13 protein-coding genes are annotated in these 12,306 nt (G+C 64.8%); 6 read left to right on the plus strand and 7 right to left on the minus strand.

Going from position 1 to position 12,306, the window contains the following annotated elements:
* Positions 1 to 3: 3 nt before the first annotated feature.
* Genes FHW83_RS28870 through FHW83_RS28880 form a run of 3 tightly spaced genes read left to right on the plus strand, consistent with a single transcriptional unit; the run spans position 4 to position 2,706 of the window.
* Positions 4 to 849 (plus strand): c-type cytochrome, encoded by an 846-nt coding sequence (locus FHW83_RS28870; RefSeq protein ID WP_176649810.1) that lies wholly within the window; start codon positions 4 to 6, stop codon positions 847 to 849.
* A gap of 13 nt (positions 850 to 862) precedes the next feature.
* Entirely contained in the window at positions 863 to 1,927 is a 1,065-nt protein-coding gene (locus FHW83_RS28875) for an AI-2E family transporter (protein ID WP_176649811.1), read from the plus strand.
* Positions 1,928 to 1,977: 50 nt separating this feature from the next.
* A complete protein-coding gene (locus FHW83_RS28880) occupies positions 1,978 to 2,706 on the plus strand; it encodes a PEP-CTERM sorting domain-containing protein (RefSeq protein ID WP_176649812.1) in 729 nt (242 codons plus the stop codon).
* Here the strand turns inward: FHW83_RS28880 and urtE are convergent.
* From urtE to FHW83_RS28910, 6 genes are all read right to left on the minus strand, one after another.
* Positions 2,703 to 3,401, minus strand: coding sequence for an urea ABC transporter ATP-binding subunit UrtE (gene urtE, locus FHW83_RS28885; protein ID WP_176649813.1), 699 nt, complete (start codon positions 3,399 to 3,401; stop codon positions 2,703 to 2,705). The genes FHW83_RS28880 and urtE overlap by 4 nt on opposite strands.
* Positions 3,402 to 3,405: 4 nt before the next feature.
* Positions 3,406 to 4,200 carry an urea ABC transporter ATP-binding protein UrtD gene (gene urtD / locus FHW83_RS28890; RefSeq protein ID WP_176649814.1) on the minus strand — a complete coding sequence of 265 codons (795 nt, stop codon included), beginning with the start codon at positions 4,198 to 4,200 and terminating at the stop codon, positions 3,406 to 3,408.
* Complete coding sequence (gene urtC, locus FHW83_RS28895; RefSeq protein WP_176649815.1) at positions 4,197 to 5,270, minus strand: urea ABC transporter permease subunit UrtC; 1,074 nt, start codon at positions 5,268 to 5,270, stop codon at positions 4,197 to 4,199. The genes urtD and urtC overlap by 4 nt, the downstream gene beginning before the upstream one ends.
* Positions 5,267 to 6,847 (minus strand): urea ABC transporter permease subunit UrtB, encoded by a 1,581-nt coding sequence (urtB, locus tag FHW83_RS28900; protein WP_373997284.1) that lies wholly within the window; start codon positions 6,845 to 6,847, stop codon positions 5,267 to 5,269. The genes urtC and urtB overlap by 4 nt, the downstream gene beginning before the upstream one ends.
* Positions 6,848 to 6,957: 110 nt before the next feature.
* A complete protein-coding gene (gene urtA / locus FHW83_RS28905) occupies positions 6,958 to 8,154 on the minus strand; it encodes an urea ABC transporter substrate-binding protein (protein ID WP_229224408.1) in 1,197 nt (398 codons plus the stop codon).
* A gap of 82 nt (positions 8,155 to 8,236) precedes the next feature.
* A complete protein-coding gene (locus FHW83_RS28910) occupies positions 8,237 to 9,349 on the minus strand; it encodes a porin (protein WP_218106483.1) in 1,113 nt (370 codons plus the stop codon).
* A 119-nt stretch (positions 9,350 to 9,468) separates the two neighbouring features.
* Between FHW83_RS28910 and FHW83_RS28915 the strand changes: the two genes are divergently transcribed.
* The 3 genes from FHW83_RS28915 to FHW83_RS28925 all read left to right on the plus strand — a co-directional run bounded on the left by FHW83_RS28915 (position 9,469) and on the right by FHW83_RS28925 (position 11,355).
* Entirely contained in the window at positions 9,469 to 9,696 is a 228-nt protein-coding gene (locus tag FHW83_RS28915) for a hypothetical protein (protein WP_176649818.1), read from the plus strand.
* Between the two features lie 93 nt (positions 9,697 to 9,789).
* Positions 9,790 to 10,911, plus strand: a complete 1,122-nt coding sequence (locus FHW83_RS28920; RefSeq protein ID WP_176649839.1) for a DNA topoisomerase IB — start codon at positions 9,790 to 9,792, stop codon at positions 10,909 to 10,911.
* A 30-nt stretch (positions 10,912 to 10,941) separates the two neighbouring features.
* Positions 10,942 to 11,355, plus strand: a complete 414-nt coding sequence (locus tag FHW83_RS28925) for a hypothetical protein (protein WP_176649819.1) — start codon at positions 10,942 to 10,944, stop codon at positions 11,353 to 11,355.
* Here FHW83_RS28925 and FHW83_RS28930 read toward each other — a convergent pair.
* Positions 11,352 to 12,305, minus strand: a complete 954-nt coding sequence (locus FHW83_RS28930; RefSeq protein WP_176649820.1) for an ion channel — start codon at positions 12,303 to 12,305, stop codon at positions 11,352 to 11,354. The genes FHW83_RS28925 and FHW83_RS28930 overlap by 4 nt on opposite strands.
* Position 12,306 lies beyond the last annotated feature (1 nt).

Raw genomic sequence — 12,306 nt, forward strand, 5'->3', positions numbered from 1 at the left:
GTGATGACCACTTCCCGCCGCCGACTCGTTGCCCTCACGGTCGCCGCCACATTGGCGGTGCTGGCGGCACTCGGCGCAACAGGTGGCGCGCTGGTGTTGTATGGCGGCTTTTACAACGTCGCCTCCACCCGCCCGCACTTCCAGTGGGTCCACAGCCTGCTGGAAATCGGCATGCAACAATCGGTGCGCCGCCACGCGCGCGACATCGTGCCGCCGGCCTCCGCCAGCCCGGCGACGATCGCGCGCGGCGCGGGCCTGTATCGCGACAATTGCGTGGTCTGCCACGGCGCGCCCGGCGTGGCGCAAGGCGACATCGGCCAGAGCATGCAGCCGGTGCCAGGTCCGCTGGCCGACGCCGCGCGCCGCTGGCGGCCCAACGAACTGTATTGGATCACTCGCCACGGCATCAAGATGAGTGGCATGCCGGCCTGGGAATATCACCTTTCGGACCAGGATATCTGGACAGTGGCCGGCTTTCTGGTCGCGCTGCCCGCCTTGTCGCCGGGCGCTTACGCGGCGCTGATTGAGCAGGCGGGCCCCACGCAACGCGCCGCCCGGCCGGAACACGCAACCGCCAACGCTGAACGCGGCCGGCTCGCGCTCACGCAATACGCCTGCAACGCCTGCCACGTCATCCCCGGCGTCACTGGCCCGGACACCATGGTCGGCCCGCCGCTGCGTGACCTCCACGCACGCCAGTACATCGCCGGCGGCCTGCCCAACAACGCCGCCAGCCTCACGCAGTGGATCAGGGAACCACAGCGCGTTCGCCCGCAAAGCGCGATGCCCGCGATGGGCGTGACCGAATCCGACGCGCGCGACATCGCCGCCTACCTTCTGCAGCCATAAGGAGCCAAGTCCCATGCCCCCCTCCCCGCCACCTCCCGGCAGCGAACGCGGTTTCCTGCACCGCGTGGTGCTGGCCTACGGCATCGGCATGTTGTTCATCCTGGTGCTGGCGGCCTTGTGGTACGGCGCGGAAGTTTTGCTGCTGCTGTTTGCCTGCGCGCTGTTCGCCATCCTGCTGTATGAACTCAGCCGCCGCATGGCGCGCTATCTGCCGATGCGGCGTGGCGTCGCCCTGACGATCATCGCGCTGGTGCTGGCGGTTCTGATGGGCGCCGGCGGCTGGGCGCTTGCGCCGCAGATCGCCGAGCAGGCGGCGGAACTGGGATCGGTGGTGCCGGACGCCATCGAGCGTTTGCGCACGGCGGTGGCGCGGAACGCCTTCCTGCGCAGCATCCTGGCCGACCTGCCCAGCGCCGAACAGATACGCAAGCAGCTCACCGCCATGGTGCCGAATGCCGGTCTGGTATTCAGCGGCGTGTTCGGCGCGCTGGGCAACGCCGTCATCATCCTGTGCGTGGGCCTGTACTTCGCCGCCCAGCCCACGCTGTATATCGATGGTTTCATCAAGCTGATTCCACCGCCACGCCGCGTGCGCGCGCGCGAAGTGCTGGACGCGATCGGCGACACGCTGGCCCGCTGGCTGGTCGGCAAGGCGGTATCGATGATCGTGGTCGGCGTGGCAACCGCCGCAGGCCTGTGGGTGCTGGGCGTGCCGCTGGCGCTGGTGCTGGGACTAATCGCCGGCCTGCTCGACTTCATCCCCTACATCGGCCCCTTGATGGCCGGCGTGCCGGCGGTGCTAATCGCGTTTTCGCACGGTCCGGAGCTGGGCTTGTACACGGTGCTGCTGTTCCTCGGCATCCAGCTGGCCGAAGGCTATCTGCTGTCGCCGCTGATCGAAGCGCGCAGCGTGTCGCTGCCGCCGGCGCTGACCATCGCCATGCAGATGCTGTTCGGCGCGTTGTTCGGCCTGGCCGGGATCGCACTGGCGACGCCGCTGGCGGCCACTCTCTCGGTGCTGGTCGCCATGTTGTACGTTCAGGACGTGTTGGGGGATCCGGCCGACGACAGGCCGTGATTTTTTTTGATGACAAGTTCAATAATATCCGATGCCATGAGGGGGAAACGATGAAACATGTGATCACTACCGCACTTGCCACCGCGGCGCTGGCGTTTGGCCTTCCGGCTGGCGCGGCAAACTACGTCGCCATCAGCGGCGCCAATGTCGATTTCTATTACGACGCCGACCTGTGGGGCGCCGGCGCCGCGAGTGTATCCGGCAACACGATTTCATTCGCCATCAACCAGTTCAAGCAGCAAACAAGTGGCGGCGACTATTTGGACGCTACTGTCAGCGTCGGCGTGCAAGGCGCGCTTGGAGTGATCGCTGTCGCCCACAGCGGCTACCTGCTGAATGACAACCTCGGTACGTCGCCTAATGTTTTCGTCTATTCCCATGGCGACGACTCGGCAACCAACGGCGGCACCGGCATCAGCTTCGTCACAGGGTATGCCGCGGGGAGTTTTAACGATGGAGGCTTCACGTCACACAGCCGGTATGCGGAATATGTGTACTGGCTTCAGCACAGCTATAGTGACACTCACAACATCACCAACGAGTACGACCAATTGCACACCTACGACGATCCGCAGGCGAAGTACGGCGCACTTGGACTGGACATCTACTTTTCAGCCGACGCCACGATTCACGGACACGGCTCGATAGGCGCCTTCATGTACGGCGCCAGCTATTCATTCGACGTTAGCCCGGTCCCCGAACCGGCCGCGTGGTTGTCGCTGAGCGCGGGGCTGGCGGCGCTGGCCCTGGTCAACCGGCGCCGGCGCCGGCAAGCTTAAACCGCCAGATGGCGCTTCACCTCCGGATCGTTCATCGCCGCCTGCGCTCCGGAGGCGACCACCTCGCCGCGTGACAGCACCATGAACTGGTCCGCCAGCTCGTGGGCAAAGTCGAAGTACTGCTCGCACAGCAGGATGGCCATGTCGCCGCGCTGGCGCAGCAAACGGATTACGTGGCCGATGTCCTTGATGATCGATGGCTGGATGCCTTCGGTCGGCTCGTCGAGGATAATCAGCTTAGGCTCGGCCAACAGCGCGCGGGCGATGGCCAGCTGTTGCTGCTGGCCGCCGGACAGGTCGCCGCCGCGCCGGTGCAGCATTTCCTTCAACACTGGGAACAGCTCGTACACCTCGCCCTTGATGGTGGAAGCCTTCTTGCCACTGTGGGTGGCAAGGCCCATCAGCAGGTTCTCCTCCACCGTGAGCCGTGCGAAGATCTCGCGTCCCTGCGGCACGTAGGCGATGCCGGCCCGCGCGCGCTGGTGCGGCGCAAGCTTGGTGATGTCGCGCCCTTCCAGCCTGACGCTGCCCGCCGATACCGGCAATACACCCATCAGGCATTTGAGCAGCGTGGTCTTGCCCACGCCGTTGCGGCCCAACAGCGCCATGCACTTGCCCTTCTCCAGCTCCAGCGACACGCCGCGCAAGGTGTGTGCGGCACCATAGTATTGGTTGATGTTTTCTACTTGCAGCATATGGTCAGCGTCCCAGATACACTTCGATTACACGATCGTCGGCCTGCACTTCATCCATGCGGCCCTGCGCCAGCACCGAGCCCTCGTGCAGCACCGTCACCACGCCCTGCTGCGCGATTTCGGTGACGAAGGCCATGTCGTGCTCCACCACCATGATGGAATGCTTGCCCCGCAATTCGTTCAGCAGTTCCGCCGTGCGCGCCGTTTCGGCGTCCGACATGCCGGCCACCGGTTCATCCAGCAGGATCAGCTGCGGCTCCTGCATCAGCAGCATGCCGATCTCCAGCCACTGCTTCTGGCCGTGCGACAGCAGACCGGCGAGGCGCTGCTCGCTGCCGTTCAGGCGGATCAACTTGAGGATTTCCTCGATCTTGCCGCGCTGCTCGGACGACAGGCGCGCGAACAATGTCGGCCGCACGCGCTTGTCCATCTTCATCGCCAGTTCGAGGTTCTCGAACACCGTGTGCTGCTCGAACACCGTGGGCCGCTGGAACTTGCGGCCGATGCCGGCGTGCGCGATCTCATGCTCGCTCATGCGGCTCAGGTCCATGGTCTGGCCGAAGAACGCCGTGCCGGAGGTCGGCCGGGTCTTGCCGGTGATGACGTCCATCATGGTGGTCTTGCCGGCGCCATTCGGTCCGATGATGCAACGCAGCTCGCCCACAGAGATATCGAGACTCAGCTTGTTCAGCGCGCGGAAGCCGTCGAACACCACGCTGATCTCTTCCAGGTACAAAATGGCGCCGTGGGTGGTGTCCAGCCCTTGCAGCGCGATGCGACCGTCATTCATGGCACTCATGCCTGCTCCTTGCGTACCAATCCCGCGAGGCCGCGCGGCAGGTAGCGCGTCACCAGGATAAAGATTAAACCGAGGGCGAACAGCCACAGGTTGGGGAAGGCGCCGGTGAACCAGCTTTTCAGGCCATTCACCGAGAACGCGCCGATCACAGGACCGAGCAGCGTGCCGCGACCGCCCACCGCCGCCCAGATCACCATTTCGATCGAATTGGCCGGCGACATTTCGGATGGATTGATGATGCCCACCTGCGGCACGTACAGCGCGCCGGCGATCCCGCACAGCACCGCCGACAGCGTCCACACAAAGAGCTTGAACCACAGCGGGTTGTAACCGATGAACATCAGCCGCGATTCGGAATCGCGCACCGCTTGCAGCACGCGTCCCAGCTTGGACTTGACGATCCAGCGGCACAGCAACAGCGCGCCCACCAGCGCTGCCAGCGTGACCAGGTACAGCGTGGCCTTGGTGCCCGGCGCGCTGATGGAGTAACCCAGGATGCGCTTGAAATCGGTGAAGCCGTTGTTCCCGCCAAAGCCAGTGTTATTGCGGAAGAACAGCAGCATGAAGGCGTAGGTCATGGCCTGCGTGATGATCGAGAAGTACACGCCCTTGATGCGCGAGCGGAAGGCGAAGAAGCCGAACACGAAGGCCAGCACACCCGGCACCAGCACCACCAGCGCCAACGCCACCCAGAAGCTGTCGGTGCCGCTCCAGTACCACGGATAGGCCTTCCAGTCGAGGAACACCATGAAGTCCGGCAGGTCGCTCTGGTACACGCCATCCCGCCCGATGGAGCGCATCAGGTACATGCCATGCGCGTAGGCGCCCAGCGCGAAGAACACGCCGTGGCCCAGCGACAGGATGCCGGCGTAGCCCCACACCATGTCCAGCGCCAGCGCGGCCAGCGCGTAGCACATGAATTTGCCGATCAGGCTCACCATGTAGCTGGGCACGTGCAGCGGATGGCCGTCAGCGAAGACTAGATTCAACAGCGGCAGCGCCGCCAGCAACGCGGTGGCGGCAACGATGCCAGTCCACGCGCGGCGCGAAAACAGGGATGGATGGTTCATTCAGCGCTCCTGCCTTTCATGGCGAACAGGCCTTGCGGACGTTTCTGGATAAAGATGATGATGAAGATCAGGATGGCGATCTTGGCCAGCACGGCGCCGGCGAACGGCTCAAGGAACTTGTTTGCCTCCCCCAGCCCCAGCGCGGCGATCACGGTGCCCGCCAGTTGGCCGACGCCGCCCAGCACCACCACCATGAACGAGTCTACGATGTAGCCCTGGCCGAGATCCGGCCCCACATTCCCCAGCTGCGACAGGGCCACGCCGCCCAGCCCCGCGATGCCGGAGCCCAGGCCAAAGGTCATCATGTCGATCTTGGCGCTGGAGACGCCCACGCAGCCGGCCATGCGGCGGTTCTGCATCACGGCGCGCACGAACAGGCCGAGACGGGTCTTGTTCAGGATCAGCCACACGCCAGCGACCACCAGCGCGGCGAACACGATGATGACGATGCGGTTATAGGCCAGTACCAGCGAGCCAAGCACCGTGATCCCGCCCGACATCCAGGCTGGATTGGCGACCTCCACGTTTTGCGCGCCAAAGATGGTGCGCACAGCCTGCATCAATATCAGGCTGATGCCCCAGGTGGCCAGCAGCGTCTCCAGCGGACGGCCGTAGAGCCAGCGGATCACGGTGCGTTCCAGCGCGATGCCCACGGCGGCGGTGACGATGAAGGCGGCCGGCAGCGCGGCGGCCAGATACCAGTCCAGCGCGTCCGGCGCCCAGCGGCGGAAGGCCAGTTGGCACAGATATGTGGTGTAGGCCCCGATCATCAGCAATTCGCCGTGTGCCATGTTGATGATGCCCATCAGGCCGAAGGTGATGGCAAGGCCCAGCGCCGCCAGCAGCAGCACGCTGGCCAGTGACACGCCGTAAAAGACGTTGCCGATGAATTCAGTGCGCGCCAGGCGGCTGTCCAGCGCCTGCAGGGTTTGCGCGGCGGCCACGCGCACGCTGGCGTCGGGATCTTCCTTGAGCATGGATTGCAGTTGCGGCCGCAGATTGGCGTTGCTGCTGCCGGCCAGCGCCTCCACCGCGCCACGGCGCTTGGCGGCGTCGGTCGACTGCAGGTTGGCCGTCGCGGCGACCAGGCGCAGCAAGCCGCGGACCTCGGCGTCGGTTTCCTTGCCCAGCGCTTTTTCGATCAGGGGCGCCTGCGCCAGCGTGACGCTTTTCTGCAGGTCGGTGGCGGCGGCCAGGCGCTGCGCACGGTCGGGCGAGAACATCTTGAGCGCGGACAGCGCCTCCTCGATGGCGCCGCGCAGGCGGTTGTTGATCATCACGCCGTCTAGCCCCTCCGGCAGCGGGCCGCTGGCGCCGGTGGCCGCATCGGTGGCCTTGTCGTCGGCGACGATATACAGCTTGCCGTCCGGCGTGGCGTAGACGTCGCCGTTTTGCAGGGCGCTCAGCAGATGCGTCGCCTCGTCGGTGGCGAGCGCGCCGATGTTGGCGATGGCTTGAACGCGCGCGTCCGGATCGTCGCCGGCCAGCGGCGCCAGCACGGCGGGATCGATCGCCGCACGCGCAAAGCCTGCGAACAGCAGGCATGCAAGGAGCAGGAGTTTTTTCAAGATGCGGATTCCTTAGGTGATACGTGTTCCGGTTCGCTCAGCATGGGCTCCCGCCTGCGCGGGAGCGACGCCTGCCGTCATTCCCGCGCAGGCGGGAATCCATGCCGACGTCGTGCCGCTTACAGCTTCTGCTTGCCCTCGTTACCCGGGATGTACGGGCTCCATGGATTGGCGCGCACCGGACCAGGCGTCTTCCACACCACGTTGAACTGGCCGTCCGGACGGATCTCGCCAATGAACACCGGCTTGTGCAGGTGGTGATTGGTCGGGTCCATGGTCAGCGTGAAGCCCGACGGCGCCTTGAAGGTCTGGCCGCCCATCGCCGCGATCACCTTGTCGGTATCGGTCGACTTGGCCTTCTCCACCGCCTGCGCCCACATGTGGATGCCGACGTAGGTCGCTTCCATCGGGTCGTTGGTCACCACCGTGTTCGCGTTCGGCAGTTTCTTGGCGACGGCGTAGGCCTTCCACTTCTTGATGAAGTCCGCGTTCACCGGGTTCTTGATCGACTCAAAGTAGTTCCAGGCCGCCAGGTGGCCCAGCAGCGGCTTGGTGTCGACGCCGCGCAGTTCCTCCTCGCCCACCGAGAACGCCACCACCGGCACGTCGGTCGCCTTCAGGCCGGCGTTGCCCAGCTCCTTGTAGAACGGCACGTTGGAATCGCCATTGATGGTGGAGATCACCGCCGTCTTGCCGCCGGCCGCGAACTTCTTGATGTTGGCGACGATGGTCTGGTAGTCCGAGTGGCCGAACGGGGTGTAGACCTCGTCGATATCGCTGTCCTTCACGCCTTTGCTCTTCAGGAAGGCGCGCAGGATCTTGTTGGTGGTGCGTGGATAGACGTAGTCGGTACCCAGCAGCACGAAGCGCTTGGCGCTGCCGCCCTCCTTGCTCATCAGGTACTCGACCGCCGGAATCGCCTGCTGGTTGGGCGCGGCGCCGGTGTAGAACACGTTCTTCTCCAGTTCCTCGCCCTCGTACTGCACCGGGTAGAACAGCAGCGAGTTCAGTTCCTTAAACACCGGCAGCACCGATTTGCGCGACACCGAGGTCCAGCAGCCGAATACCACCGACACCTTGTCCTGGGCGATCAGGCCGCGCGCCTTTTCCGCGAACAGCGGCCAGTTGGAAGCGGGATCCACCACCACCGGCTCCAGCTTCTTGCCCAACACGCCACCCTTGGCGTTGATTTCATCGATGGTCATCAGGGCCACGTCCTTGAGCGACGTTTCCGAGATCGCCATGGTGCCGGACAGCGAATGCAGGATGCCGACCTTGATGGTGTCCGCGGCATAGGCGTGCGCGCCAGCGGCCATCAGGACGGAAGCGGCGGCGATGCGGCTCAGGGTGCCGATAAAGTTACGACGATTTTGCATGAATGAGCTCCGTGGTGGTTAATCAGTATTGAAGTTGCAGGGCGATCGAGAACTTGTCGTTGTCCGCCACGCCGGTGATCTTGGTCTTCGAGTACACGGCGCTGATCTGCGCGTTGTAGCCGTCGATGATGTAGTTGGTGCCGACGTCGAACTGTTTGGTGTCGATGTTGGTGTCGGCGGCGAACTTCTGCCAGCGTACAAACGGTTGGAACTTGCCCCATCCGGCCTTCTCTTCGAAGATGTAGGAGGCGCCGGCCGAATAAGCCTTGCCCTGCTCGGATTTGATGATGTCGTCGGTGTCGTACTTGTACCAGGCCGCTTCCACCGCGAACGCGCCGGCGCCCTTGATGCGCTTCTCCAGCAGGAAGTCGACGTTGTAGGAGCTGTAGTCGCCCACCTTGCCCAAGGTGAGGATGCCGTCTTTCTGCGAGCGGCCCGCCACGCCGATGGCGAGGATGTCGGCGCCGCCCAGGTAGTTGCCGGTGCCGTAGTAGCCCGGCTCCGGATCCCAGAAGTCGTACTGGATGCGGCCCGCGTACATCAGCGCGTCGTCGGCCTTGATGCCGGCGGCCTTGGCCTGGTTCTGCGTCAGCGAACCGATGCCGAAGGTGTGGCCCTCGAAGGCGCCGAACGAGTAGCCAAGGCGGCCACCGTCGCCCACGTTGCCCCACACGACCACGCCATCGTCACGGCCGCGGAAAATGCCGCCGTTGTAGCCGTAGCGCGAGGCCACGCCGGCCCAGTAGCCGCCGCCCAGCGAGTAGTAAGGACCGGCCATGTTGGCGCGGTCGGATGGCGACAGCAAGCGGCCGGCCCAGATATTCAGCTCGGGCGAGATGGCGAACTGGCCGGCGGCGTCCAGCACGCGGATTTGCTCGCCGTCCCATTCGGTGTTGAACATGCCCTTGATGTTCTTGTTGAGCGAGGCGCCGAAGAACAGGCGGCCGCTGTCGAGGTTAAAGTCGTTGGAGCGGCCGCCGTCCGGCGCGCCATTCTCCGCGCTGGTGTAACTCTCGCGCAGGCCGAAACCGACGCTGACCGACTTATCCTCGCCGAAGTTGACCGTCGCACCGGCGAACGCATTGCCCATCGCCGTCGCCACCGCTGTGGCCAACAACACCTTTTTTACCCCCATCTTGCTCTCCCGTCTGGTTTTGGATGAGTCAAGATTAACCAGCCGACAATCCGCTGGACATACGTTGAATGACGTAGTGGTAAAGGTGGCACAATACGCACTTTGCCCGGAGCACCGCCATGACCATATTTGCCGCCCCCGTTTTCGACGCCACCGTCATTTACGAAGGTAATGAACTATTCAAGGGCCAGGGCGCCGCCAGGGGCTGGGCCGAGAAGCTGGCCAAGGAGCTGGAATGCGAAATCGGCGTCGAGAAAATCGGCACCGGCTGGGCGCTGACGGGCACCGTGGACGGCCAGGCCTGCAAATGGGGCATCGTCGGTCAGCGCCTCAAGCGCATGGACTGAGCCGCCAGCACAAAGCGTGCGCTAGCGCACATCGTCCGCGCCCGGGTCGGCGTAGCATGCCTCGTGAACCTGACCAGCGAGGACCTAGCCAACATGAAGCGCGACCAGCACGCCGCGATATCGACCGCCGCCGGCGCCGCGCCGGCGGCGGAAAAGCAGGATGCCGCCAGCAGCGTGCCGCCGCAGGTGGCGGCCAAGCTGGCCGGCCTGCGCTACGTGCACGATGACCAGCCGGGCATCGCGCGCCGCGCGCGGGGCAAACAGTTCCGCTATCTCGACGCCGACGGCAGCGCCGTCACCGACGCGGATACGCTGGCGCGCATCAAGTCACTGGTGATCCCGCCCGCCTGGACCGACGTCTGGATCTGCAAACACCCGCTGGGGCACCTGCAAGCCACCGGCCGCGATGCGCGCGGGCGCAAGCAGTATCGCTACCATCCCCGCTGGCGCACGCACCGCGACGAGGCCAAGTACGGCCGCATGCTCAGTTTCGGCAAGGCCCTGCCGGCGATCCGCCGCGCCGTCGACGCGGCGCTGCGGCTACCCGGGCTGCCGCGCGAGAAGGTGCTGGCCACCGTCGTCTATCTGCTGGAAGCGACCCTGATGCGGATCGGGAACGAGGCATATGCGCGCGAGAACAAGTCGTTCGGCCTGACCACGCTGCGCGAGCGCCATGTGCGGCTCAACGGCGGCAAGGTGGAATTCCGCTTCCGCGGCAAGAGCGGCGTGCACCACGCGGTGGAAGTGCACGACCGCCGGCTGGCGCGCATCATCAACCGCATGCGCGACCTGCCGGGACAGGAGCTGTTCCAGTACGAGGACGACGACGGCAATCCGCACGCCATCGGCTCGGCCGACGTCAACGACTACCTGCAGACCATCACCGGCGCCGACTACACCGCCAAGGACTTCCGCACGTGGGCCGGCACCGTGCTGGCGGCCATGGCGCTGAGGGAATACGAAAAATACGATTCGCAGGCGCAGGCCAAAAAGAACATCGTTCAGGCCATCGAAGCGGTGGCCAAGAAACTCGGCAACACGCCGACGATCTGCCGCAAGTGCTACGTCCACCCGGCGGTGATCGAGTCCTACCTCGACGGCACCATGCTGGAAGCCCTGCGCCAGCGCGCGCGTGAAGAACTGCGGGAAGACCTGCACGCCCTCCATCCCGAGGAAGCCGCCGTGCTCGCGCTGCTGCAACACCGATTGGAGTAGAATTCAGGTTCGTAAAACGCGAGCCTGACCATGCCAACAGCACTGCCCTTCCCGATCCGCAAAGAGTGCCCGCCGGGCGCCTGTGTGTGCCGGCGCGAGGAGCTGCTGGACGCCTGGGAGCGCGAAGGCGCGGACATCCGCGTGCTGCGCCTGACTCGCGAGGAAGAGAAACGGCTGGTCGAGCGCATCGAGGCCATGACCACCTACGAGGACCTGGGCCGCATCAAGCAGCGCTTGCAGGAATTGCTCGGCATCCAGCTTACCATCACACCCAGCGCCCATGGCGTCAGCACGGTCATGGGTTTGTCGATCAAACTGGCCGAGCAACCAGGCCTGTGCCGCCGGACGCACGAGGCTCTGCCGGCCGCCGTGCGCCGCTGCTTCCGCGAGCACCCCGAAATCGTCTACGCCCTGCTTAACTCGCGCGACCTGCTCGGCAATTAGCCGGGGTGCGCCAGCGCGGCGCCTGGCATGCTGCCTTCGCGGCTGCCGTCCGGGTAGATGTCGTGGAACTTGCTGTAGTCGAGGATGCGCACATTGCCTTCCATCTTGTCGGACAGGATGTCGGCAAAATGGTGGTTGTAGTAGATGTGCTCCGCCGCATAGGTCTGGCGGGCGTGCACAAAGTCATTGAGGGTGTCGTCGGTGCCGGAGATGGCCACGGTCAGCGCCGTGCCTTCGTGCTGCAAATCCTGCTGCGTTTTGCCGTACAGCGGGCTGGATTCGTCGATCTTGTGCAGGATGGTCCAGGTCAACGCGAACACGCCGGAGTTTTCGCGCTCCAGCTTCAGGTCATAGAAGCGCGTGAACACCTGGCCTTCCAGCGTGGTTTCGCGCCGCACCAGCGAGGCGCGCACCGAGGCTTCCAGTATCAGGTTGGCGCGCTCGTTCCCGGCCCGCAGCATCAGGGTCGGCACGCCGTTGAATGGCGTGATCACCGCGACGTTGGAGAACATGATGCGCGACGTCGGCCGCGAGAAGCGCGCGAACAGCAGCCCGGTCACCGCCGCCACCTCCACCATGCCCAGCAAGATCTCGGTCGAGGCGACCACGTGGCCATAGGTGGTGGCCGGGTTCATATAGCCATAGCCGACGGTGGCCAGCGTCTCGATCGAGAAGAACACGCAATCCGGGAAGTAGCCGGGACGGGCGTTGGAGATGGAACCCGGCACCGCGAAGAACGCCAGGGCGAACACCAGGTTGGTGAGGAAGTACAGCGCGCCGACCAGCAGGAAGAAGCGCGGCCAGCTCACCGTCAACATCCAGTGGTAGATGTCGCCCCAGTGCCAGCGGCTCACGCCGACGCGCTTGATGCGCGAGGTGCCAAGCTGGAATTCACCGCGCACCTGTCCCACGCGCGGACGTATCGGTTGCTGCGGCGGCCGGGGCTTCATG

Origin of the sequence: Duganella sp. SG902, assembly GCF_013376005.1 — a bacterium.
In the GTDB taxonomy this organism is placed as follows: Bacteria; Pseudomonadota; Gammaproteobacteria; order Burkholderiales; family Burkholderiaceae_D; genus Rugamonas.

What these genes read in the sequence shown, in the direction of transcription:
- FHW83_RS28870 (WP_176649810.1), top strand. Translation starts at nt 4, where the DNA reads ATGACCACTTCCCGCCGCCGACTCGTTGCCCTCACGGTCGCCGCCACA.
- FHW83_RS28875 (WP_176649811.1), top strand. Translation starts at nt 863, where the DNA reads ATGCCCCCCTCCCCGCCACCTCCCGGCAGCGAACGCGGTTTCCTGCAC.
- FHW83_RS28880 (WP_176649812.1), top strand. Translation starts at nt 1,978, where the DNA reads ATGAAACATGTGATCACTACCGCACTTGCCACCGCGGCGCTGGCGTTT.
- urtE (WP_176649813.1), bottom strand. Translation starts at nt 3,401, where the DNA reads ATGCTGCAAGTAGAAAACATCAACCAATACTATGGTGCCGCACACACC.
- urtD (WP_176649814.1), bottom strand. Translation starts at nt 4,200, where the DNA reads ATGAGTGCCATGAATGACGGTCGCATCGCGCTGCAAGGGCTGGACACC.
- urtC (WP_176649815.1), bottom strand. Translation starts at nt 5,270, where the DNA reads ATGAACCATCCATCCCTGTTTTCGCGCCGCGCGTGGACTGGCATCGTT.
- urtA (WP_229224408.1), bottom strand. Translation starts at nt 8,154, where the DNA reads ATGGCCGCTGGCGCGCACGCCTATGCCGCGGACACCATCAAGGTCGGC.
- FHW83_RS28910 (WP_218106483.1), bottom strand. Translation starts at nt 9,349, where the DNA reads ATGGGGGTAAAAAAGGTGTTGTTGGCCACAGCGGTGGCGACGGCGATG.
- FHW83_RS28915 (WP_176649818.1), top strand. Translation starts at nt 9,469, where the DNA reads ATGACCATATTTGCCGCCCCCGTTTTCGACGCCACCGTCATTTACGAA.
- FHW83_RS28920 (WP_176649839.1), top strand. Translation starts at nt 9,790, where the DNA reads ATGAAGCGCGACCAGCACGCCGCGATATCGACCGCCGCCGGCGCCGCG.
- FHW83_RS28925 (WP_176649819.1), top strand. Translation starts at nt 10,942, where the DNA reads ATGCCAACAGCACTGCCCTTCCCGATCCGCAAAGAGTGCCCGCCGGGC.
- FHW83_RS28930 (WP_176649820.1), bottom strand. Translation starts at nt 12,305, where the DNA reads ATGAAGCCCCGGCCGCCGCAGCAACCGATACGTCCGCGCGTGGGACAG.